This is a genomic window from Stenotrophomonas sp. NPDC047960 (genome assembly GCF_043204395.1).
In the GTDB taxonomy this organism is placed as follows: domain Bacteria; phylum Pseudomonadota; class Gammaproteobacteria; order Xanthomonadales; family Xanthomonadaceae; genus Stenotrophomonas.
Genome location: NZ_JBIDBX010000001.1, coordinates 810,406 through 833,133, shown reverse-complemented (window position 1 = coordinate 833,133; position 22,728 = coordinate 810,406). Strand labels below are relative to the sequence as shown.

Annotated in this window: 15 protein-coding genes and 1 other RNA gene; 6 read left to right on the top strand and 10 right to left on the bottom strand. The window is 67.7% G+C overall.

Annotated elements, in window-relative coordinates:
- Positions 1–57 precede the first annotated feature (57 nt).
- On the top strand, positions 58–414 hold the full coding sequence (locus ACGFZ3_RS04035) for a hypothetical protein (protein ID WP_392916698.1): 357 nt from the start codon (positions 58–60) through the stop codon (positions 412–414).
- A 110-nt stretch (positions 415–524) separates the two neighbouring features.
- Positions 525–917, top strand: a transfer-messenger RNA (tmRNA) gene (gene ssrA / locus ACGFZ3_RS04030).
- Between the two features lie 73 nt (positions 918–990).
- Here ssrA and ACGFZ3_RS04025 read toward each other — a convergent pair.
- Positions 991–1,302 (bottom strand): hypothetical protein, encoded by a 312-nt coding sequence (locus tag ACGFZ3_RS04025; RefSeq protein ID WP_392916695.1) that lies wholly within the window; start codon positions 1,300–1,302, stop codon positions 991–993.
- Positions 1,303–1,689: 387 nt separating this feature from the next.
- Between ACGFZ3_RS04025 and ACGFZ3_RS04020 the strand changes: the two genes are divergently transcribed.
- The 3 genes from ACGFZ3_RS04020 (at position 1,690) to ACGFZ3_RS04010 (ending at position 11,003) form a co-directional block, all read left to right on the top strand.
- Complete coding sequence (locus ACGFZ3_RS04020) at positions 1,690–9,273, top strand: deaminase domain-containing protein (protein ID WP_392916692.1); 7,584 nt, start codon at positions 1,690–1,692, stop codon at positions 9,271–9,273.
- Between the two features lie 102 nt (positions 9,274–9,375).
- Positions 9,376–10,044, top strand: a complete 669-nt coding sequence (locus ACGFZ3_RS04015; protein WP_392916689.1) for a hypothetical protein — start codon at positions 9,376–9,378, stop codon at positions 10,042–10,044.
- Positions 10,045–10,136: 92 nt separating this feature from the next.
- Entirely contained in the window at positions 10,137–11,003 is an 867-nt protein-coding gene (locus tag ACGFZ3_RS04010; protein ID WP_392916686.1) for an endonuclease/exonuclease/phosphatase family protein, read from the top strand.
- A gap of 24 nt (positions 11,004–11,027) precedes the next feature.
- Here the strand turns inward: ACGFZ3_RS04010 and ACGFZ3_RS04005 are convergent, their stop codons facing one another.
- From ACGFZ3_RS04005 to ACGFZ3_RS03975, 7 genes are all read right to left on the bottom strand, one after another.
- A complete protein-coding gene (locus ACGFZ3_RS04005; RefSeq protein WP_392916684.1) occupies positions 11,028–11,246 on the bottom strand; it encodes a hypothetical protein in 219 nt (72 codons plus the stop codon).
- A gap of 205 nt (positions 11,247–11,451) precedes the next feature.
- A complete protein-coding gene (locus tag ACGFZ3_RS04000; RefSeq protein ID WP_392916681.1) occupies positions 11,452–12,882 on the bottom strand; it encodes an efflux transporter outer membrane subunit in 1,431 nt (476 codons plus the stop codon).
- Positions 12,876–13,613, bottom strand: coding sequence for an SDR family oxidoreductase (locus ACGFZ3_RS03995; RefSeq protein ID WP_282245129.1), 738 nt, complete (start codon positions 13,611–13,613; stop codon positions 12,876–12,878). Before ACGFZ3_RS03995 ends, ACGFZ3_RS04000 begins: the two co-directional genes overlap by 7 nt.
- 25 nt (positions 13,614–13,638) lie before the next feature.
- Complete coding sequence (locus tag ACGFZ3_RS03990; protein ID WP_392916677.1) at positions 13,639–16,809, bottom strand: efflux RND transporter permease subunit; 3,171 nt, start codon at positions 16,807–16,809, stop codon at positions 13,639–13,641.
- A gap of 128 nt (positions 16,810–16,937) precedes the next feature.
- Entirely contained in the window at positions 16,938–18,140 is a 1,203-nt protein-coding gene (locus tag ACGFZ3_RS03985; protein ID WP_392916674.1) for an efflux RND transporter periplasmic adaptor subunit, read from the bottom strand.
- 91 nt (positions 18,141–18,231) lie between these two features.
- A complete protein-coding gene (locus ACGFZ3_RS03980) occupies positions 18,232–19,002 on the bottom strand; it encodes an SDR family NAD(P)-dependent oxidoreductase (RefSeq protein WP_392916671.1) in 771 nt (256 codons plus the stop codon).
- On the bottom strand, positions 18,999–19,226 hold the full coding sequence (locus tag ACGFZ3_RS03975; RefSeq protein WP_392916668.1) for a hypothetical protein: 228 nt from the start codon (positions 19,224–19,226) through the stop codon (positions 18,999–19,001). Before ACGFZ3_RS03975 ends, ACGFZ3_RS03980 begins: the two co-directional genes overlap by 4 nt.
- 142 nt (positions 19,227–19,368) lie before the next feature.
- Between ACGFZ3_RS03975 and ACGFZ3_RS03970 the strand changes: the two genes are divergently transcribed.
- Positions 19,369–20,391, top strand: a complete 1,023-nt coding sequence (locus ACGFZ3_RS03970; RefSeq protein ID WP_282245138.1) for a LysR family transcriptional regulator — start codon at positions 19,369–19,371, stop codon at positions 20,389–20,391.
- 72 nt (positions 20,392–20,463) lie between these two features.
- Here the strand turns inward: ACGFZ3_RS03970 and ACGFZ3_RS03965 are convergent, their stop codons facing one another.
- Both ACGFZ3_RS03965 and ACGFZ3_RS03960 read right to left on the bottom strand, forming a co-directional pair.
- Positions 20,464–21,159, bottom strand: coding sequence for an OmpA family protein (locus tag ACGFZ3_RS03965; RefSeq protein ID WP_392916664.1), 696 nt, complete (start codon positions 21,157–21,159; stop codon positions 20,464–20,466).
- 116 nt (positions 21,160–21,275) lie between these two features.
- Complete coding sequence (locus tag ACGFZ3_RS03960; RefSeq protein WP_392916661.1) at positions 21,276–22,685, bottom strand: cryptochrome/photolyase family protein; 1,410 nt, start codon at positions 22,683–22,685, stop codon at positions 21,276–21,278.
- Positions 22,686–22,728 lie beyond the last annotated feature (43 nt).

Below are 22,728 nucleotides of genomic sequence, written 5' to 3'. Positions count from 1 at the left end.
CCGTAGAGCCGGGCCCAGCCCGGCTGCCCTACCCGCCCCAACTGTCCGGAGCACCGCGTGACCCAGGAAATCCCCCAGGAGACCGCCCCGAGCGCGGACCCCATCGCCACGCTCCAGGCCGACGTCGCCGCCTACGAGGCCATCTTCGCCGAGCTGGCCCGCGCCATGGACCCGGCCGCCCTGCTCAAGGTGCTGACCTACACCCTGCGCAACGCCAAGCGCGTGGCCTCTGAGAACCAGAGCTACGACTCGCTCGAGCACCGCCGCCTGGTCGCCCGGATCGAGGCCCTGATGGCCCGGGCCGAGCCCGAAGCGCGCAAGCAGGCCATGACCCAGCGCAACGCCCAGAACCACGACCGCAAGGTCCGGGCCAAGCACCAGGCCGACAGCAAGCGCCAGCGCGAAGGCAGGTAGTGCCCGACAGGGCCGTGACGCTTTCAGGTGACTGTTCAGCCGAAGTGGAGTAGCATCGGCCCCGTCAAGTAGCGTCTGGTCGTAGACGGCTTGCAGTTCTTGAAGAAACCGGGGGTGCATTGGTTTCGACGGGGGTTGTGAAGTTACTTGGTGCATGCCGAGGGGGCAGCTTTCCTCGTTAATCCAGCAGCAAACTTCTAGTTGCCAACGACGACAACTACGCTCCGGTCGCTCTCGCAGCCTAAAAGCTGTTTGAGTTACCTTCTGCCGACTTAGGCGGAGCCCCGAACCCACTTGTGTCCATGCTCGTCGGTGTAGGGTCATTATCATGGAATCGGTTGTGATGGCTGCCTGTCAGTCATGACCTAACCCAAAGCAGGCTGATCCTGGAGTGCGTTTCGCACACCGTACTGCTCCAGGACGACACCAAACGGTGAGCTAAGCATGTAGAACCGGGGATGGAGTGCCTTCGGACGGCGGTTCAATTCCGCCCACCTCCACCAATGCGGGGTCTGCCAGGACCCTGGAAAGCCGAGAGATCCCCGTCAAACGGGACTCTCGGCTTTTTTATTGACCTCAGGGCAGCGTGAACTTCCGCGCCATGCGGGTCGGCCACACCGAGGTGAACTGCGCACCGCCGACCAGCCGGTAGGCGGCCGACACGCTGTGCAGGACGCCCAGCCGTTCCAGCACGTCCTTGGCACGGCGGAACGCCGGGCGCGGGTCGGCCGTGAACATGAAGAGGTTGATCTCCTTGGCGCTGAGGTCGTAGCCGTCGAGCTTGGCTGCGCTGCCCAGGGCCGCGCCCAGCTCGGCCTCCAGCGTGGCCAGGAAGGCTTCATCATCCAGCGACTTTCTCCAGAATTTGATGATCAGCTGGTATTCCATGCGGCTGGCCCGGGGTTGGCGATGGGGGACTGCCCAGAGTACCCCGTTCCGGCGTCCGGGTATTGCTGCCGGACAATGGCGAGCGCGGGCGCACAGGCCGCAACAATTCCGATTCCGACAGCGCACAGCACACGCAGGCGGCTGACGGCGGCCTCGCGGAATCGTGCGCCCTGCAACGATGTTGAAGCACGGCTCGTCGGGTCGGGTCAGGGTTGATTGATGTAGTGGACTGCAGCAGCAGGCCGCCGTGGGTAGGATCGGCGCCCTTCCGCGCCCTGCGCCTGCCGCGACGCCCTGCCCGTGCCGACGATGTCCTGCTTCTCCGCCCTCCCCGCCCCTTCACGTACCGTGGCGCGCGTGCCTGCCATCGCGTCGCCGCCGACGCGCATGCCCCGCCCCATGCAGGTGTGCAACCGGGCGCAGACGGGAGTGGTAATCACGTTGCCGCTGCGTGGGGTGCCCCGCGCGCACCTGGACGCGCTTGCCGACCGCCTGGCGGCCGAGCCGATCGACACCACGCTGTTGCACGCACTCATCGCGGGTGGATTGCCGGGCACGCCAACCGGTGATGCGATGGCCGAGTGGCTTGCAGAGCACTGCGTCCTGCCCGCATGCGTCAAAGGAGAGGCGCTCGCATGGCGCTGTGTGCTGCTGCATGCGCTGCGGCTGCCGGCTGCCCACTGGGAGGTTGAATGCATCACCGCACGGCCGCACCTGACCGCAGCCACCGCCGCTGCCGACCCGCTGCTGCAACGACTGCGCGATGCGCTGTATCGCCCCATGCACGTCGCGCCCGCGCCGTGGCGGGCGCTGCTGATCGAGCGCCGCCACCAGAACACGCAGGCAGACGCGCGCGCGGTGGCACTGGAACTTCAGAAGGGACAGCTCGGCGGCAAGTCTGATCCTGCGCGCTGGAGCTGGGCATTGACCCAGCTTCGGGAGCTGGCCCCGGAAGCTTCGCCACGGACGCTGCAACGGGCGCTCCGGCGCGTGCGGCAGCAGCGTGATGCTGGCCTGGTCGAGCCGCGCGCGGGCCTGCCGCAGGTGTTCGAATCGCTGGATGCGTCTGCGATCGCCGCAGTCCACGCGCGCCTGGCTGCGCTTCACGGCGGTCCCGCCGATGACGGCAGGACGGCGTCCTTGGGCGTCGCCACGCCTGCCTTGGCAGCCAGGTTGCTGGCGGTAGCCCACCAGGCCAGCATCGAGCATGTCGCCGCTGCGCCGCCGCTGGGTGGCTACGGCACCGTCGCCCAGGTGCTGGTCAGCATGCTGAGCATGCCATGGCAGTTGCCGCAGATCGTGGGAGCCGGCTCCGATCTGATCTTCGCCGGCGCGGTGGGCGCGCGCCTGCTGGGCTACAGCGCACTGCCTGCACCCGAGACGGTTGCCAACATCGCACAGCCGCACGCCTTGGATGCGGCGTGGATGAGCACGCTGACGGCCTTGGCCTGCACACCGGCTGCCGGAACCGCGCCCCCCCTGCAGGGAAGCGACGCGCTGCTCGGTCGGCTACGGCCCGGAACCGCGCTGGCACAGCCGGGCCAGTGCTGGGAGGAAACGCGCACTGTGCCGGGCCTGCTGCGCGAACAGGCCGCAGCGATGGGAAACCTGCTGGCCCGTCTGGGAGCCCCTGCGGCGACGTCGACGTCTGCCTTCATGCCTACCGCAGGCCCCGCCGCTGACGGTGCCACCGGGCGCCCGCGGCGGGTCTCGCGGCGGCCGCATCACCCCGCCACCGCGCCGCGGGCACTGGCCGGTGCACTCACCGACAGTGGGATACCCGCGCGGATCATGCCGACCACCGCCGCGCCGGTCGGAGGCGCGGCCGCACAGGAAATGGTGCAGGTGCAGGTACAGGGCGTGCTTCCGCTGGGCGTGCTGGCGCCGTTGATCAACGGCATTCCATTGCACGCCTGGTGGAGCGTGCTGGATTGGCAGGTACCCCACACGCCGGCCGGCCTGCACGCCGCCGTGACCGACGCCTTCGCGCAGGCCGGGATCGCGCTGCAGCAACGTACGCCAACGCCGGCCCAGCTGGCGGCATTTTTCGACGCCGCTCCAGTGCGTGAATGGTACGCAGCACTGCAGGCACTCGCGCTGCTGCACGACGGCGGCCGGCATGCCCTTGCCAATGGCGGCCATACTGCACGCGCCTACGCCTTCACCCGCATGCTGGAAGTGCTGACCCATGGCCAGCACGACGACGCCCAATCCAGCGCGCTGCATGGACTGGCACGCCTGGGAGGCGCCGCCTGCCGTTACCTCCTGGAACAGGACGATGTGCCGCTGGAGGCGGCACACGCGCACTTCGATGCCCTGGCCTGGCAGACCGATACCGTCGCCGCACGTCTGGCAGCGCCGCTGACCGGGCCGCAGGTAGCAGCTCACCGCGCACGCATGCGCCAGTCCTACGGCATGCCGCTGACCCATCCCCACGACGCGGACCGGACGCGGCGCTGGCTGGTCGAGGCCGCACCGCCACTGCTCGATGCGACCGGATTCGAGACGTTGGACCCGGCCGACGGGTTGCTGGCCGACCTGCTGGTTGCGCTGCGCGACACGGTCGATCCCCTGCGGTTCGGCGAAGGGTGGGAGTGGCGCGGGAACGCCCCCCGCGCGGCCGACTGGCGTGACCACTTTGAGCGCCGCGCGGCAACGGCGGGCACGCACTGGGCCACCGAGCTGGGCGCGCTGTTCCATCACGTCGCCGCATCATTGGCGCGATACGACGACCTGGAGCCGGTGCTGCCGTCCGTGATCGACCCGCGCCGCAACGATCTGCGCGTGCTGACCCGCGCCTTGATCGCGCCAGTCGTGCAGCTGTATGCGGGACTGGACCTGCCGATGGACGATGCCGACCCTTGGTATGGCACGGCGTATGCAACCTGTGCCGCGTTTTTCGACTGGGTGGGCGACACGCGGTCATCCCCCGCGCTCGCGCTGCTGGCGACCATGGACCTGGGCAGCAATTCCCTGCCGCTGCGCCGGCTGCTGCCGCCGCTGAGCATCGCCCAACCGCTGCCTGTTGCGGTGCTGCGCCATCTGCTGGGCAGCGAGCACTACCCGGCAACCGCACAGGATCAGGAACGGGCCCTGCTCAGGCTGATGCGCGGCGATGACAGCCGCCGTCTGATCGGGCGGACGCTGGGCGTCACGGACGAAGCAGTCACCCCCGAGCTTGCGCACGCGTTCTACCGCAGGTTGATCGGGGTCAGTGGCGGCGACGCGGGTGACGCGTGGCGTGCTGCGTTCGAACGCGGTTCCACCTGGCACCTGTCACCGGCCGAATGGCTGTCCGTGCAACCGACCCGCGCGCTGGCTGCGCTATGGCGCGGGCCGGGTGCCAGCAACAGCCGGCAGGGCCTGGTTGACGTGGTGAACGCCGCCAGTGCCTCCGTCGTCGAAACGCGCCAGGCGCAGGGTGTGCCGACGGTGTGGACGCGGGTCATGGAAGGGGCTTCCGCGCTGGATGCCTGGTGCAGCGGCGACGATGCACGCCACACGGTGTGGCGCCATCTGCTTCGACCCCTTCCCGCGGGCAACGCGCCCTTGCGGCTGGATCACACTGCACCGCTGACGGCGGCCACGTGTGCCGCCCTCCTGGCCGCATCGGCGCAGGCGCAGCTTGCGCTGCCCGAGGCCCTGCCGGCGTGGCCGCTCCGCCCCCCCGCAGACGATGGCGCACCGGTATTGTCATTGGCGATCGCGCTGCGCGCGCGCTACCCGGCACTCTCCTCCGACGAGGCGATCGCCTTCAGTACCGCGCTGCTGCCGCGCGCGGCGCCCCGGCAGCACCCGCCATTGGAGTTCCCGCTGCTGGCAGCCCAGCGTGACGTGCCCAGGCCGCAGCATGCGGAGGACGCCGCGCTTCCGGAATATGCGCTGCGCGACACAACGACGGTCACCCCCGATGCAGGTCAGCTCGGCGCGGCCCACCTGCCCGCACTCGATGTCCTGCTCGATGGCTTCGGGCTGTCGCTGTTGCACCCGCGCAATGGAGCCGACAGCGATGCGGCACCGCTGGCCGCCGTCGATGCCTGGGAGCTGATGAGCCGCACCCGCCAGTTCGCCGAGTTATGCCGGCCGCTGCTGGCCGCGGCGGGCTGGTACGGGGGCAGTGATGATCACGCCGCCTCGGTCCGCGGCGCGCAGACGCTGCTCGCGCGGCTGATGCTGGAACGCTACGTCGGCCGTGCACGGATCGACGCGCTGCGCGAGCGTTTTGCATCACCCGACGTGGTCGATGTGCCGTTCACCGTCCTGGCCGACGAGGTGCGCGCAGCGGTCGCGCACGGCAACGCCAACGCCTCGCCCGCTGCACTGGGGGTGCTGTTCTGGCTGCTGGCCAGCGAACTGCAGCAGCCCGCCCTGCTGGTCCGCGGAATTCCCGATGACCTGAGCTTTGCGCGTACCCCCCTGAGCGTATCGCTGCGCCACGCGGCCACCTTCCTCGACGCCATGCAGCCCGGTGCCTGCAGCCGGGTGGACTTCGATACGTTGGCCGCGCTGCCGGCGCAGCTGGCGCTGCCCCCCCGCGTCGCCGGCGAGCACGATGATCTGCACGACGCCTGGGCACGCACCCTCGTGCCCGCGGCCATCGCCTATGCGAGCGCGCACGGGGCGATCCCCCGCACCACCCGCCTGGACCAGGTGAGCGCGCAGCAGATCAGCGACGCGCTCACGTTCCTCCACACCCGGCAGGGCCAGCACGCACTGCATCTGGAGCAGGTGCGCAGCCCTGCGCCGCGGCGCATGGATGTCGCCGCGCAGACCCTGCGCGAGGCCGGGGTGGACCCGTCGCTGTGGTCGAAGCGGCCGATCGAGATCGGCCAGGACTATCTCACCCGGCACGGCATCGTGCCGTCCCGGCTGATCGCGTTCGAATCGCAGGTGGTTGCATTTGGCCAGCCGTCCGCGGTCGGCGCGATGCCCAGCGCCGATGCCGTTGTCCACGACCTCCTCACGAATGATGATCCGCTGCAGGCGCTGCTGGTGGCCGACGCCTATCGGTCCACCTCGGGCCCCAGCACGGCGGACCGCTACGCCACCGAATTCGACGCCTACCAGCGCCGCGTGGAGGCCGGGCTGGCCGGGCTGATTGTCACGGCACTGGATGGCCTGCCGTCGCGGGACCGGCAACTTCTGCAGGAGGGCACCTGCACCACGCTGCGGGTCAGCTGCGATGGCCGGGACGCCGACCAGGGCCTGCTGCTGCGCTGCGACCCGGCCGGCAGCGATGACGCGCCGGTCTACTACGAGCTGGTGCCGCAGGCGGGGCTGGCGCGACGCGCCTGGGAAGATCCCACGCTGGGGCCGCTGGTCGATTTCGAAGGGCTGGTCAGTAGTGCGATCCGCCGCAGCCGCGATGGCAACGGCCTCACGCCGTTGTCCGGGCTGACCCTGGCATCCACCGGCACGGCCATCCGCGGCAGCGATTCGCAGAAGCTGCCGGGCATCGCCAGAATGGCTGCCACCCATCTGTGGCAGCCACTGCTGAAACGCGTCCGCGACAAGGAGCTCGCCGACCTGACAGGGCTGGAGCAGCTCTGGCAACGCGAGCTTGGCATGCTCGAGCAGCTGGCCATATTCGCAATCCCCGGCTATGGCTGTGCGAAGAACCTGCTCAAAGGCGATTTCTCGGCAGGCAGCCTGGTTGGATGCGCCATGGATTCAATGATCGTGCTGCCGTTTGGCACGTTCGCCCGCACCACGACCCGCATCCTGGAAACGGCTGGCGAACAGAGCGTGAGGTCGATCGCGGCCGAGGCCGGCGGCGCCGTGCTGAAGCTGGGCCTGGATCTGGTGCGTCAAGGCGGCCTCGGGACAATCGAAACCGTGGGCAAGGCCGCGCTGTGGGTGGGCAGCCATGCGTGGAACAGTGCGCTGCAAGGCGGCGGCAAATGGCTGCAGCGTGCGCTGCGCAGCGGAACCGCGCTGGACGGATCGGCGCAGGCGCTGGAACGCGCCCTGGCCCATGGCGCGGCACCGGCAGGCACGCTGCATGATCTGCAGGCTGCCACCCCGGCGCTGGCCGAGGCGCGGCTGGATGACGGCCGTGCCGTCCTGATCGTCGCGCAGGACATGGCCTGGCACCGCTTCGATCTGTTTACCGGGCGTGCCTACGGGCCCGCGCTGGAGGGGTTCACGTTTGAACACGAGCTGCCGCCGATCATCCCGGCCCGGCGCAGCGAAAGCGGCCTGCAGGTGTCGGTGGGCGACACCCCGGTGCGGTTCCTGCGCCGCGGTGACACCGACTGGGACGTGCTCATGGACGGCCATCCCTACCGGCTCAATGCTGAAGGCAACGCACTGGAAGCGCGGCCCGGCGACGCATGGCCCGTCGAGCCGGGACACTGGGAGGCGTTGCCGGCCACGTGCCGGCCGCACCGTTCGCTGGAGGTCCTGCCCTGCCCTGAAGGTACGCGTCTGCGCTTCACCCCTGATGCGGCCAGGGACCTGGTTGCCGAGGCACTGCCAGCCGAGCGCCTGGAGGCGATTGCAGCGGCCACGCGCGAGTTCAGCCTGGACCTGGCGCATCGGGCCCCGGACGGGAGCGGGCCCTTGCCGCTGATGGTCCACAAGGGAGCGGTCTGCTCCTGGACGCCGTCCCCATCGGACACACCGCCACAGCTGCTGCCCATTTCGGCTGCACAGCGTGACGCGATGGGGCTGCCTGCCAGCGTTACCTATCCCGATACGCTGCACGGCACGCTCGTGGATGAACCCGACTTCGGCCTGCGGGCATCGGCGCAGGAGCCGGATCTGGCGCGCCTGCGGCAGACGCTGCCCGTGGTGGATGTCGGCGCACTGGTGCCCGGCATCGACGACGCACGCCGGCTGCGTGCGATCCGGGTCGAATCGCCGTTCCTGCGGGCGCTGTGCATCGAGCCCGATGATGGGGTGTTCTACCAGGCAGCGCTGCCGGACACCTTCGAACCAGGCACCGGACTGCAGTTCACCCGTCTGCAGCACGAGCGCGATGCGTCCGCGCTCAATGCCTATCTGCGCACATCCGAACAGTACCGGATGACCCTGCTGCGCCCGCATCTCGAGCAGGACCGGGAGAACATCGCGCGACTGGCGTACAGCTTCATACGCCCTGGCCTGAGCGGGGACCTGCTGGCGCAGTTCCCCACTTACGAAGCGTACGAGGCGTACTTCGCTGCACGCGGTCGCCCTGATGTGCTCAAGCGCTACGCTGACAGCGTGCTGACCGGAGAGCGCGAGCAGCTGGCCTTCGTCCAGATCGCGCGCCGCCGCATTCCCGACTGGAAGGCACTGGCCAGCGCACCGGAGGAAGAACGCCGCCAGGTGGCCGATGTCATCAATGCACTGCTGCCGGCCACCGGCGGCAAGGGCGGCTGGCAGCCGGTGGACGCTGCAGCGCTTGCCCTGCCGGATGCCGGCGCATCGATCATGAAACACCTCAAGGGCACCAACCTGGCATTCGCGATCGTCGGCGAAAACGTCGACGGCAGCCTGCGGCAGACCATCTACTATGCGCTCTCGGGTGGAAAAAACGGCCTCAAGCTGCAGTTGCGGCCGAACCCCAGGCTCGGCGACGGCACCCGTTTCATCGATGCGCGCAAGGTGATGGAGGGCAAAGCGCCGTTGCGGACCATCACCAGCCTGCCGGTAGTACGCAACCCCGGCAACCTGGAGGCGCGCCCGTTCGGCCGCGAAGTGGATTCGGAACGGCTGATCGCCAGTTGCATGGACGATCATCCACAGGCGGTCGCGTTCAGGCTGTGGTCGCTGAGAGACACGTGCCGCTCATGCGGCGGCGTGGTGATGCAACAGATCCGTAACCGCTTCCCGCACGCCAACCCGTTCTCGGTGCGGTACACGATGGAGTATGGATCCGGCGGCCGCGTGCCAGAGCCATTGCCTGCGGCTGCGGAGCGGCTGGAGGCCGATACCGGGCTGGTCAGCTACTTCGACCAGTGGCGGCGGGACCGCGGCCTGAGTTGAGCCACTGCCGGCGCTGTACGCCACGGCGCGGCTGGGCCATGCTGGTGCCGGCGGCGCCGTGTCCTGCGGCGTCGCGCACCGCCCACCGCGCCGGAGACCTCGATGGATTTCCTGAAGCTGCTGCGTTCGCTGGAAGAATTCCTGTACGAGCTGTGCACCTGGTTCCTGTTCTTCCCGCGCACGCTGTACCGGGTGGTAGTGCATCCGCAGCGGATGGCCCAGTACGTCGACACCGAGCTGAAGGAGAAGCTGGAGCGCCAGTTCGACGATGCGATCAGTCCGCCCATGTTCCTCATGCTGGCCGTACTGGTCGCGCACGGGGTGGAACTGCTGATGCACCAGACCGTGGTCGGCACCAGCGAACTGTCACGCACGGTGATGGGCAACGAGGAAGGCCTGCTGCTGTACCGCTCGATCACGTTTGCAATCTGGCCGCTGGTGGCCACGGTGCATCTGCTGCGCCGCAAGCGGATCCCGATGACCCGCGAATCGCTGCGCCGGCCGTTCTTCATGCAGTGTTACCTGACCGCACCGTTCGCGGTGGCCTTGTCCACCAGCATGGTGTTCGTGCGCCTGCCCGGGCAGCTCTCCACCCACATCGGCATTGCCACCGCCCTGCTGTCGGCGGTCTGGTTCCTGGTGGTGCAGGCCGGCTGGCTGAAGGTGGCCCTGCAGCGCTCCTGGCTCAACACGATCCTGTCCACGCTCTGGGTGTTCGCGCTTGGCGCGGCGATCAACATCACGATCGGGATCGTGCTGCTGGGCAGCTGACCCCTCCGCCGCTTCCGCCAATCTCCGCATATCCCTGATCGCCTGATCCGTGCGACCCTCTGCAAACGATTTCACGGAATGGAGGGATTCCCATGTTGTCTCGTTTTCGTCGTCCCGCCCTGCTGGCCTTGATCGCGCTGGCGCTGCCGCTCGGCTCCGCCCTGGCCAAAGCTCCCGACCCGCTGCGGGTGATGTCATTCAATGTCCGCACCCCGGTGGACACCGAACCCAACAAGCGCTGGGAGGACCGTCGCGATGCGATGGTGACGCTGCTGCGCGAGCAGCACCCGGTGGTGTTCGGCACCCAGGAACTCAAGACCAGCCAGGCCGATTACCTGGTGCAGCACCTGCCCGGCTACCGGTGGTTCGGCGAGCCGCGTGGCCCCGGCGACAATGAAGAGCACATGGGCGTGTTCTACGACAGCGCCGCATTGAAGGTGGTTGAATCGGGCAACTTCTGGCTGTCCGATACACCGGAGGTGGCTGGCAGCATCACCTGGGGCAACCTGATGCCGCGCATGGTGACCTGGGCGCTGTTCGAACGTACCACTGACGGAAAGCGCTTCTACCTGTACAACACCCACCTGCCCTACCGCGACGAAGACGAGCCGCGCCGGGTACTGGGCGCCAAGCTGATCAGTCAGCGGCTGGCTGCGCTGCCGAAGGACATTCCGGTGGTGGTCACCGGCGATTTCAACAGCGAACCGGGCAGCACCACGTATGCGGCATTCACCACCGGGCTGGGCGATGCCCGCAGGCTGGCGCGCCGGGTCGAGGGTCCACGCCTGACGTTCCAGAATTTCAGCGATACGCCGACGGCCGAGATCGACTGGATCCTGGTCCGCGGCTTTGGCGTGAATCGATTCGCCACGCTGGACCAGAAGCCGGGCGGCGTGGTGCCGTCGGACCATTATCCGGTTCTTGCAGAACTGGTGTTCCCGGCCGCATCGACGACTTGAGCGCCTGGATGGCCAAGCGGCGCTTCATTGCCGCGGCCCCCGGCGAAGGCCTTCCAGTGCCTTGCACAGGGCCTGATGCTGTTCGCGCGCCTGGCAGATCCGTGCACTGATGGCCAGGAACACGCCGACGCCGACCACGCCGATGCCAAGCAGGCTGTCCGGCAACCGTGCAAACCCCAGGCTTACGGTCAAAGCGGCCACCACGAGGAGCACGATGACGCTCGCCGACAAGCCCGAGGACATTGACGGGTGTTCGTCCTTTGCTCGCTCTCCTGATGGTTTCCAGCACTTCCGTTGCATCACGCATCTCCCTGGCAGGCGGTGTTTTTAGCACCGCCCCGGGGCGACCCGTCAGAGGCAAAGCCGTCAGCACGGCGTTGTCAGGTACGCCATTGCGGCGGACCCTTTGAAAGCGTGCAGGGGGCGACGGTGTCGCCCCCGCGTTCCTTCACCGCATCGTGCCGGCCACCGCCGGCGGCGTCGCATCCTGCTGCTGGCCCCAACCGCCCAGCGCCTTGTACACACCCACCACGCTGACGTTGACGGTCGACTCGGCCGCGGCCAACGCATCGTCGGCGGCCAGCTGGGTCCGCTGCGCATCGAGCAGGGTCAGGAAGTCTTCCGACCCTTCGCGATAGCGGATCTGCGCCAGCTGTTCAGCACGCCGTGCGGCCTGCGCCTGCTCGGCGACGATCGCCAGGCGGGCCTGCTGCTTGGCATACCGGGTCAACGCGTTTTCGGTGTCTTCCAGCGCCAGCAGCACCGCCTTCTCATACTCGGCAGCCGCGCCGTCGGCCTGGGCCTTGCTGGCCCGCAGTCGCGCCTTCACGGTACCGAAATCGAACGCGGCCCAGCTGATCGACGGGGTCACCGACCACGCCTTGTTGTTGCCGTTGACCAGCCCGCTGGCGTCGCCGGACAGGAATCCGACGAACCCGCTCAGGCTGATCCGCGGGAACAGATCGGCGGTGGCCACGCCCACCCGCGCCGTGGCGGCCGCCAGGCGACGCTCGGCCACGCGCACATCGGCACGCTGGCGCAGCAGGTCGGTGGTGTCGCCCAGCGGCAACGCCTTGGCATACGGCGCGGCATCACGCGGTTCGAGCAGCGTGTCCAACGCGTCCGGGCGCTGCCCCAGCAGCACCGCCAGGCGATGCCGCGACTGCACTTCGGCCACTTCCAGCAGCGGAATGTCGGCCTCGATCGCCTTCAAGCGGGCCCGGCTGCTCTGCACGTCCAGCTCGCTGCCCGCACCCAGGTCCCAGCGGGTTTCGGTCAGTTTCTGGGTGTCGCGCAGGTTCACCAGCGTGCGCTTGGCCACTTCGATGCGCTTCTGGGTGCCGCGCAGTTCGAAGTAGTTGCGCGCCACTTCAGCCGCCACCGTCACCTGCGCGTCGGCCAGATTGTCCTGCTCGGCTCCCAGGTCCGCACGCGCCGCTTCGGCGGCACGGCGCTGGCGACCGAACAGATCCAGCTCCCAGCCGGCGTCGAAGCCAAGCTGGTAGGTTTCGCTGAAGACGCGCTCGCCACCGGCGGTAACATCCGGAGCCTTGCGGCGGTCATAGCTGCCCCCGGCGGTCACGTGCGGCAACTGGTCCAGACGCTGCTCGACGAACACCGCACGCGCTTCACGCACACGCGCCATCGCAATGCGCAGGTCCAGGTTGTCGCCCAGTGCGTCGTGAACCAGCTGTTCCAGCACCGGGTCATCGAACTGCGCCCACCAGCTGGCCACCGGCGAGGCGGTGCTGAATACCGGCGCGGCCGCGCCCTGCAGGACCACCGGCTGCGCCGGCGGTGCCTGGTAGTTGGGGCCGACGCTGACGCAGCCGGCCAGCAGCGCGCTGGCAACGGCGGCGGTCAACACGCGGATCACCATGGCAGCACCTCGCCCAGGTAAGTGAAGCTGCCGTTCGGGCCGTCGGCACCGATCAACGCCATGCCCACGCTGGAGCGTGCGCCGTCGGCAATTTCCAGCTCGCCTTCGCCACTGTTCATGTCGGTCTTCACGTAACCGGGGTGCACGGTGTTGACCTTGGTGGTGCTCTCGCGCAGCTCATAGGCCAGCTGCACGGTCCAGGCATTCACTGCGCTCTTGGAGGCGTTGTAGGCCGGCACCGCGAAGCCATAGATCGGCGAGCCCGGCTGACTGTGCAGGGTCAGCGAGCCCAGGATGCTGGATACGTTGACGATGCGCCCGGCCGGCGACTGGTTGAGCAGCGGCAGGAACGCCTGGGTCACGGCGATCACCGCGAACAGGTTGGTGTCGAAGGTGCTGCGCCAGGTGTCCAGGGTCTGCGCCGACGGGGCCAGCGCCGGGTTGTCGAGCAGGATGCCGGCGTTGTTGACCAGGATGTCGAGGCGACCGTGGCGGTCGCTGATCTCCTGCACGGCCGCGGCGATGCTGGCGGCGTCGACCACGTCGAGCTGGATCGCCTCCACCGGCAGGCCTTCGGCCTGCAGCTTCAGCGCTTCGGCCACGGCGGTGTCGCGCTTGCGCCCGGCCAGCAGCGTGTGCACGCCGGCCTGGGCCAGCTGGCGGACGGTTTCCAGGCCGATGCCACGGGTGGCACCGGTGACCAGGGCGATCTTGGAAGTAGCGGTATTCATGCGTGATTCCTTGTAGGGGTCGGGGTCAATGATGGAGAGTGGATTCGCCGTGGGCGACCAGCTTGCCGCCGCCGTTGCGGCTGACGAACTTGCGCAGCGCCACGTAGAACACCGGGGTCAGGAACAGGCCGAACAGGGTCACACCGAGCATGCCGGCGAACACGGTGATACCGGTCACCGAGCGTACCTCCGCACCGGCGCCGTGCGAGAGCACCAGCGGGATGGTGCCGGCGATGAACGCGATGGAGGTCATCACGATCGGGCGCAGACGCAGGCGGCAGGCTTCCAGCGCGGCTTCCACGATCCCCTTGCCGCCCATTTCCAGTTCGCGGGCGAATTCGACGATCAGGATCGCGTTCTTGCACGCCAGGCCCATCAGCACCACCAGGCCGACCTGCACGAACACGTTGTTGTCACCGCCGGTCAACCATACGCCGAACAGGGCCGACAGCAGCGTCATCGGCACGATCAGGATCACCGCCAGCGGCAGCGACCAGCTCTCATACAGCGCGGCCAGCACCAGGAACGCCAGCAGGATCGCCACCGGGAACACGATGAAGGCGGCCTTGCCCTGGGTGGCCTGCTGGTAGCTCAGGTCGGTCCATTCGGTGGTCATGCCCACCGGCAGCACCTTGGCGGCGATCTCGGTCAGGTTGTTCATCGCTTCGGCCGACGACAGCAGGCGCGGGTCGGCTTCGCCGGCCAGGTCCGCGGCCGGGTAGCCGTTGAAGCGCAGTACCGGATCCGGGCCGTAGGTTTCCTTCACGGTCACCATCGAACCGATCGGCACCATCTCGCCACGGTCGTTGCGGGTACGCAGTTTGCCGATGTCTTCCACGCTGTTGCGGAACTGGCCGTCGGCCTGCGCGATCACCTGCCAGGTACGCCCGAACTCGTTGAAGTCGTTGACATAGGACGAACCCAGGTAGGTCTGCAGGGTGTCGAACAGCTCGGTGAGCTGCACGCCCTGCGCCTTGGCCTTGACCCGGTCCACTTCGGCATCCAGCTGCGGCACGTTGGCCTGGTAGCTGGTGATCGGGAACGCCATGCCCGGGGTCTGCGCCACCGCACCCTGCATCTGGCTCACCGCCGTCTGCAGCGCGCCGTAGCCCAGGTTGCCGCGGTCTTCGATGAACATCTGGTAGCCGTTGCCGTTGCCCAGGCCCAGGATCGGCGGCGGCATCATCGCAAAGGCGAAGCCTTCCTGCAGCCCGGCGATCTTCTGGTTGATCTCGGCGTTGATGTCGGCTGCGGTCCGACCATGGCGCTCACTGAACGGCTTGAGCGGAATGAACGCCACGCCGGTGTTGGGCGTGTTGGTGAACTGCAGCGCGTTCAAGCCCGGGAACGAAATGGTGTGCGCCACGCCCTCGGTTTCCTGGGCGATCCTGGCCACCTTGCGCAGCATTTCATCGGTACGCGCAATGGACGAGCCTTCCGGCAGCTTCACACCGGCGATCAGGTACAGCTTGTCCTGGGTCGGGATGAAGCCCGGCGGCACCACCTTGAAGATGAAACCGGTTGCGACCAGCAGCACCGCGTACACCAGGAACACCGCGCCACGACGGCCGAGGATCTTCGACACGCCGCGCTCGTACTTCTCCGAGCTGGACTTGAAGAAGCGGTTGAACGGACGGAACAACCAGCCGAACAGGCGGTCGATGATGCGGGTCGGCGCATCCTTGGCCGCATCGTGCGGCTTGAGCAGGCGGGCCGCCAGCGCCGGCGACAGGGTCAGCGAGTTGATTGCCGAGATCACCGTGGAGATGGCGATGGTGACGGCGAACTGCTTGTAGAACTGGCCGGTCACACCGGACAGGAACGCCATCGGCACGAACACCGCACACAGCACCAGCGCGATCGCGACGATCGGCCCGGACACTTCCTTCATGGCCTGGTGTGCCGCGGCAAGCGGGGTCAGGCCTTCTTCGATGTTGCGCTCGACGTTCTCCACGACCACGATCGCGTCATCGACCACGATGCCGATCGCCAGCACCAGCCCGAACAGGCTCAACGTGTTGATCGAGAAGCCCAGCACGTACAGGGCGGCGAACGTACCTACGATGGACACCGGCACGGCGATCAGCGGAATGATCGAGGCGCGCCAGGTCTGCAGGAACAGGATCACCACCAGCACCACCAGCGCGATGGCTTCCAGCAGCGTGGAGACCACCGCCTTGATCGAGTCGCGCACGAAGATGGTGGTGTCGTACACCGCTTCGTACTTGACGTCGTCCGGGAAGGTCTTCTGCATCTCGTCCATCGTGCCGATCACCGCATCGCGGATCTCCAGCGCGTTGGCACCCGGGGCCTGGAAGATACCGATGCCCACCGCGTTCTTGCCATCCAGCTGCGAGCGCAGGGTGTAATCGCCGGCACCCAGCTCTACCCGGGCCACGTCGGACAGGCGCACTACTTCGCCGTCAACACCGGCCTTGAGCACGATGTCGCCAAACTCCTGCTCGCTGCGCAGGCGGCCCTGGGCATTGATCAGGGTCAGGAACTGGCTGTTGGGCATCGGCTCGGCACCGAGCTGGCCGGCCGAGACCTGCACGTTCTGCTCGCGCATGGCGCGCACCACGTCGCTGGCGGTCAGGCCGCGCGCGGCCACCTTGTCCGGGTCCAGCCAGGCACGCATGGCATAGTCGCCGCCACCGAAGATCTGCGCATCACCTACGCCCTGGATGCGCGCCAGCGCGTCCTTGACGTGCAGGCGGGCGTAGTTGCGCAGGTACAGAGTGTCGTACTTGCCCTTCGGCGAGGTCAGGTGCACCACCATCAGGAAGGTGGGCGACTGCTTCTGGGTGGTCACACCCTGGCGCCGCACATCTTCCGGCAGGCGCGCCTGCGCCTGGGCGACGCGGTTCTGCACCTTCACCGCCGCGTCGTCCGGGTCGGTGCCCGGGCGGAAGGTGACGGTCATCTGCAGCACGCCGTCCGAACCGGCCACCGACTTGAGGTACATCATGCCCTCAACGCCGTTGATCGCCTCTTCCAGCGGCGTGGCGACGGTTTCGGCGATCACCTTCGGGTTCGCACCCGGGTACACTGTGCGCACCACCACCGAGGGCGGCACCACTTCGGGGTACTCGCCGATCGGCAGCATGGGTATGGAGATCAGGCCGGCGGCGAAGATCACGATCGACAGCACCGCCGCGAAAATCGGCCTGTCGATGAAGAAACGGGAAAAGTCCATTAGGGGATTCCTGGGTTTTCACCAACGCCGGCGTGCAGCACCCCTGCCGCTGTCGAAGACGACAGCGGGAGCGGTGCCCCACGGGGCGTTGAAAGACACGGTAGAGCCGACCGTTGGTCGGCTGCTCTTTAATTCAATGCAACAGGCGCAGCCGCCGCAGACGGCTGCATTGCAACCACCTTGGCCTGCACCGGCATCCCCGGCATGAACACCTTCTGCACGCCATCGATGATTACCCGGTCGCCGGCGGCCAGCCCCTTCTGCACGATGCGCAGGCCTTCGGCGGTACGGCCCAGCTGGATGTCGCGACGCTGCGCCTTGCCTTCCTTGTCGACCACGTACACGTACTTGCGGTCCTGGTCGGTGAGCACGGCCTTGTCGTCGATCAGCATGGCCTGGAACTCGCCGCTGCCGAGCAGCTGCACGCGGGCGAACAGGCCCGGGGTGAAGGCGCGGTCGGCGTTGTCGAGCAGTGCACGCACGCGGATGGTCCCGGTGCTGCGGGTCACCTGGTTGTCCAGGAAGTCGACCTTGCCCGAGTGCGGGAAGCCCTCTTCACCGGACAGGCCCACCTTCACCGGCAGCTCGCTGTCGCGCTCGCTCGGGCGTTCGCCCTTGCGTGCCATCTGCGCGTACCGCAGGAAGGTGCCTTCGTCGGCATCGAAGTACACGAACACCGTGTCCAGCGACACCAGCGTGGTCAGCACGCTGGCGCTGTCGCCGGCGGTGACCAGGTTGCCGGCGGTGACCATCGCCCGACCGGCGCGGCCGTTGATGGGTGCGCGCACCTTGGTGAACTCCAGGTTCAGTGCCGCCGCGTCCAACGCGGCCTGCGCGGCCTGCACGTTGGCACCGGCCTGGTCGGCGGCGGCGCGGCGCTGCTCCCAGGATTCGGTGGAGATGGCCTGCTGCTCGGACAGCTTCCTGGCGCGGTCCGATTCGCTGCGGGCCAGGGCGGCCTGGGTGCGGGCACGCACAAGCTCGGCACGGGCACGGTCGTATTCGGCCTGGTAGCTGCGCGCGTCGATGGTGAAGAGCACATCACCCTTCTTCACTTCATCGCCTTCGACGTAGTTGACCTTGTCGATGTAGCCGGACACGCGCGGGCGCAGTTCGACGCTCTGCACCGCCTCGACGCGGCCGCTGAAGTCGTCCCACTGGCTGACCGGCTTGACCAGCACCGGCGCGGCGCTGACCTGCGGCGGCGGCGGCCCGGCAGTTTCTGCCTGGCTGCCGCTGCAGGCGGTCAGCACGGCAGCGGCCAGGATCGACACGCCGGCCATGGCCAGCCGTCGGGAGAAGCGATGCGGAGTGGAATTGGAGGAAGTCATGGAATGCATCCGTACGTAGGGGTGGTCAAAGAAAAACAAAATCGCGTTGTACTGCCGGGGCGGTAGCCTGGGACCTGAACCTAGGTAAAGGTCAAGCGACACCGGCGATGTCGCGCCAGGCCGGAGGTCGGTCCAGTTGCAGCAGTCCACGCGGAAGTTCCGCATCGCGGGTGTCGCAGCGCACGATGGCGCGGTTGTCGACGCAGTTGTCGAGCAGGGAAACCACGCGGCGGCCGACCAGCAGCGCGCTTGGCCATTCGATGCACGCGTTGGCGGCGTTGGTCGGCGTGCACACCGGGTTGCACACTTCCAGCATCTGCGCGCGCACGCCCAGGGCCTGCGCTTCCTGGTGCAGCACCTGCGCATACATGCGCGTGGCGGCGCCGGTGATGGAGCTCTCGCCATAGCCGGCCCACGGCTTGAAGCCGGCCGGGCTGCCGACCAGCACGTAACGGCGCGGATGGCCCTCGCTCTGCAGCAGCGGCAGAAGGCGGCGGCCGGCGTGCACGTGCGGCATCACGTCGACCTGCAACGCCTGCAGCAGCGCATCGCCGCTGCGGTCGATGACCCGGCCGCGGTTGTAGGGGCCGCCCATCGCATCGATGACAGCAGCCAGCGCGCGCGGCCGCTGCGCGATGCGGTCGGCCAGCGCCAGCGCCGAGCCATCGTCGGTGAGCGAACCCAACAGCGTTTCCAGCCCCGGCTCATCGGCAAACTGCTCGCGCAGCGACGCCAGCCGGCCAAGGTCCCGACCGACCACCAGGACCGGGCTGCCGGCCTCCAGCAGCGCAGCCACGATGCCCTGCCCGACGCTGCCGGTGCCACCAAGCACCAGAACTTCGGGGGCCAGTGTCCCGTTCATGGGACTTTAACTCCCGTCGCCGGGATAATCCCAATCCGGCCCAGTCGTCCGCCACTGCGGGCACCCAGACGCAGGCTGCCGCCGCGCTGCAGGTTGGCGGGCGGGGTGAACTCGCGGAACGCCTTGCCGGAGAAGGCCGAGGGGCGCTTTTCAACGGTCAGGGCCAGCTCCAGCGAGGGCGTGCGGCCGCCGATGACGCGGCCTAGAATGTTCTGCAACCACATGGTTGGCGTCCTCCAATTCGGGAATGGCGCCAGATTAGTCCTCGAACTCCCCCTTGATTAGTCCGAATTAAGGGGAATAATCGTCCCGTACCCGGCACAATCTTTCGGGCACCCCACCCCATCCCCCGATACGGACTCCGTCATGGCCCACGATCTCAACGACACGCTGATCTTCGTCAAGGTGGTCGAGCAAGGCAGCTTCATCGCTGCTGCCAATGCGCTCGGCCTGCCCAAGACCACGGTCAGCCGCAAGGTGCAGGAACTGGAAACGCGCCTCGGCGCACGCCTGCTGCACCGGACCACGCGCCGGCTGGGCCTGACCGAGGCCGGCTCGGTGTACCACGAACATTGCCAACGCATCGCACGCGAGCTGGAAGAAGCCGAAGGCGCGGTCAACCAGCTGCAGTCCGGGCCGCGCGGCTGGCTGCGCTTCACCGTGCCCTACTCGATCGGCATCACCTGGATCGCACCGCTGCTGGGGCAGTTCCATGCCCAGTACCCGGAGATCCAGCTGGACATGCACCTGGGCAACGAAAAGCTGGACCTCATCGCCGGCGAAGCGGACCTCGCGCTGCGCGTGGGGGCCCTGCCCGATTCCAACCTGGTGGCGCGCAAGCTGGGCAGCCTGCGCACGCAGGTGTTCGCCAGTCCCGCCTACATCGAGCGCTACGGCGAGCCGCTGCACCCGGATGAACTGCAGTTCCACCGCATCCTGGCGATGCGCAAGGCGCGCAACCTCAACAACAACCGGTTCTTCTGGCAGCTCGGCGAGAACGGCGGCGACCTGCGCGATTTCCCGGTCAATCCACTGCTCGTCGCCAATGATCCGTCGGCGCTGAACGGCGCGCTGGTCTGCGGCGAAGGCCTGCTGCTCACCGGTGATGTGATGGCCAAGCCGTTCATCGAATCGGGCATGGTGCGCCGTGTGCTGGCGGGCTGGACTGGCCCGGAAGTGGACTTCAACGCGGTGTTCGCCGGCGGCCGTCTGGTGTCGCCGAAGGTGCGCGCGTTCGTCGATTTCCTGGTGGAAAAGCTCAACTTCGATGCGAACTACATGCTGGCGCAGTGCCCGGCGGCGAAGCTGGCCAAGCAGCAGCAGAAGGAAGCCGAAGCGGAGCTGCAGGAGACCGGGAAGCGGATACTGGAAACGGTTACCGCAGGGTGATCCAAGCCGCCTGCGTCATGAAAAATGCCGCCTTCTCAGGCGGCATTTTTTCGTTGCACGCGCAGGCGCGGCTTATTGTTGCAGCGGGATCACGCGGATTTCCACGCGGCGGTTCTTTGCGCGACCGGCGTCGGTGCTGTTATCGGCGATCGGGTACGCCTTGCCGGCGCCCAGCGTCTCGATACGCACGCTCTGCACGCCCTGGGCGGTCAGGTACTGCGCCACCGAATCGGCGCGTTCCTTGGACAGTTTGTTGTTGACCGCGTCACTGCCAATACTGTCAGTGTGGCCAACCACTTCGATCATGGTCTGGTTGTACTCGTTCAGCGTGCTGGCCACGCCGTTGAGCGCACCGTAGAACTCCGGCTTCAGCTGGGACTTGCCGAAGTCAAAGGTCACGCCATCGGGCAGGTTCAGCACGATGTTGTCGCCCTGGCGCTGGACATCGATACCGGTGTTGGCGGTGCGCGCGCGGAGCTCACGTTCCTGCTTGTTCTGATACGCACCCACGCCGGCGCCGGCCAGCGCGCCGATACCCGCACCCACCATTGCGTGCTGGCGACGCTCGGTCGCGCTGTCACCGGTCAGCAGGCCGGCAGCCACGCCGATGGCGGTACCGATCAGCGCATTGCGGCCGGTGCGGCTCTGCTGCTCGGTCGGGTTGCCGTACGGGTCACTCTGCACGTAGGAGCCACCGGTGGCGCAGGCCGACAGGGCTGCAGCGGTCATCAGGGCCAGGGCCACGTTGCGGGGTGCGGATCGAATCATGGTGTTCTCCTTGGATGCCGTCTGACGGCGTGCGGATGGCCAGAAGGATAAACACGCCAATGCGATGCCGGCATGATGAACAGGCACGGATTCGGCATTTCGTTCAGGTTCCGGGGTCAGCCGGTATGTCGGTAGGCCGCCAACGCCGCCTCGCGGCCGGCTGCCAGATCCACCAGTGGCACTGCCGGATAGCCCGGCGCCAGCTCGGCCAGCAACGACGGCGACTGCCACGGCGCGAAGCGCGCCTTTACCGGCAACGGCGCCAGTTCGGGCACCCAACGGGTGATGTAACGCGCATGCGGATCGAACTTCTGCGACTGCGCGACCGGGTTGAAGATGCGGAAATACGGCGCCGCATCCGCACCGGTGCCGGCCACCCACTGCCAGCCCATGGTGTTGTTGGCCAGGTCCGCATCCACCAGCGTGTCCCAGAACCAGCGTGCGCCGTGCAGCCAGTGCTGGCGCATGTGCTTGCAGAGGAAGCTGGCCACGATCATCCGCACGCGGTTGTGCATGTAGCCGGTGGCCCACAGCTCGCGCAGCCCCGCGTCGACGATCGGGACGCCCGTCCGGCCCTGCTGCCACGCCTGCAGCTGTGTCACATTCGGCTTGGCCCAGCTGAAGTTCGCGAAACGCGGATTGAGATTGTTCTCGGGAGTCTGCGGGAAGTGGTGCAGCAGGTGGTAGGAGAACTCACGCCAGCCCAGCTCGCGGATGTAGCCATCGATATCGGCATCGCGGCTGGCGCTGCGCGCTCCTTCCAGCCGTCGCACGATCTGCCAGGGTGAAATTTCGCCGAAGTGCAGGTGCGGCGACAGCAGTGACGTACCCACCCGATCGGGCAGGTCGCGCTGCTGGCGGTAGCCGTTCAGCGCACCGTCGACGAACACCGAGAGCGCTTCCTGCGCACCGGTTTCGCCAGGTTGCCAGTGCTCCCAGAACTGCTTGTCCCAGTCCAGCGCAGGGGCCAGCTGCAGTGCATCCAGTGCCACGCCTTTCGCAGCGTGCGCCGGCAGGGTCTGCGGCAGCCGGGTGGCCGCCGGAATATTCATGCGGGTGAGCGCGTTGCGCCAGAACGGGGTGAAGACCTTGTACGGGCCGCCCTGCAGCGTGGCGATATCCCACGGCTCGAACATCAGGCTGCCGTTGCAGCTGTTCGCGTCTATGCCCCGCTCGCGCAGTTCGCGCTTGATCCGGGCATCGCGCGGTTGGGTGGCGGGTTCGTACTTGCGGTTCCAGTAGACCGCCTCGGCGCCGGTTTCTTCGATCAGCGCCAACAGCTGCGCCTGGCTGCCGCCCTTGCGCAGCACCAGCGCCGAGCCGCGTGCGCGCAGATCCGCGTCCAACGCCACCAACGAACGGTGCAGCCATGCGTTCGAAGCACCGCCCGGCGCCCACGCGCCCTCCTCGTCCGGTGCATGGATGTAGACCGGCACCGGGGTATGCCCCGCCTCCAGAGCGGCCTGCAATGCCGGGTTGTCCTGAAGGCGCAGATCACGGCGGAACCAGACCAGAGCTACCGACACACGCACCGCCTACGATGAAAGAGATCCACATGATAGCGATCTG

Bases quoted from the DNA above. Each gene is read 5' to 3' on its own strand.
- ACGFZ3_RS04025 (WP_392916695.1), bottom strand. From the start codon at position 1,302: ATGGAATACCAGCTGATCATCAAATTCTGGAGAAAGTCGCTGGATGAT.
- ACGFZ3_RS04020 (WP_392916692.1), top strand. From the start codon at position 1,690: ATGCCCCGCCCCATGCAGGTGTGCAACCGGGCGCAGACGGGAGTGGTA.
- ACGFZ3_RS04015 (WP_392916689.1), top strand. From the start codon at position 9,376: ATGGATTTCCTGAAGCTGCTGCGTTCGCTGGAAGAATTCCTGTACGAG.
- ACGFZ3_RS04010 (WP_392916686.1), top strand. From the start codon at position 10,137: ATGTTGTCTCGTTTTCGTCGTCCCGCCCTGCTGGCCTTGATCGCGCTG.
- ACGFZ3_RS04005 (WP_392916684.1), bottom strand. From the start codon at position 11,246: ATGTCCTCGGGCTTGTCGGCGAGCGTCATCGTGCTCCTCGTGGTGGCC.
- ACGFZ3_RS04000 (WP_392916681.1), bottom strand. From the start codon at position 12,882: ATGGTGATCCGCGTGTTGACCGCCGCCGTTGCCAGCGCGCTGCTGGCC.
- ACGFZ3_RS03995 (WP_282245129.1), bottom strand. From the start codon at position 13,613: ATGAATACCGCTACTTCCAAGATCGCCCTGGTCACCGGTGCCACCCGT.
- ACGFZ3_RS03990 (WP_392916677.1), bottom strand. From the start codon at position 16,809: ATGGACTTTTCCCGTTTCTTCATCGACAGGCCGATTTTCGCGGCGGTG.
- ACGFZ3_RS03985 (WP_392916674.1), bottom strand. From the start codon at position 18,140: ATGACTTCCTCCAATTCCACTCCGCATCGCTTCTCCCGACGGCTGGCC.
- ACGFZ3_RS03980 (WP_392916671.1), bottom strand. From the start codon at position 19,002: ATGAACGGGACACTGGCCCCCGAAGTTCTGGTGCTTGGTGGCACCGGC.
- ACGFZ3_RS03975 (WP_392916668.1), bottom strand. From the start codon at position 19,226: ATGTGGTTGCAGAACATTCTAGGCCGCGTCATCGGCGGCCGCACGCCC.
- ACGFZ3_RS03970 (WP_282245138.1), top strand. From the start codon at position 19,369: ATGGCCCACGATCTCAACGACACGCTGATCTTCGTCAAGGTGGTCGAG.
- ACGFZ3_RS03965 (WP_392916664.1), bottom strand. From the start codon at position 21,159: ATGATTCGATCCGCACCCCGCAACGTGGCCCTGGCCCTGATGACCGCT.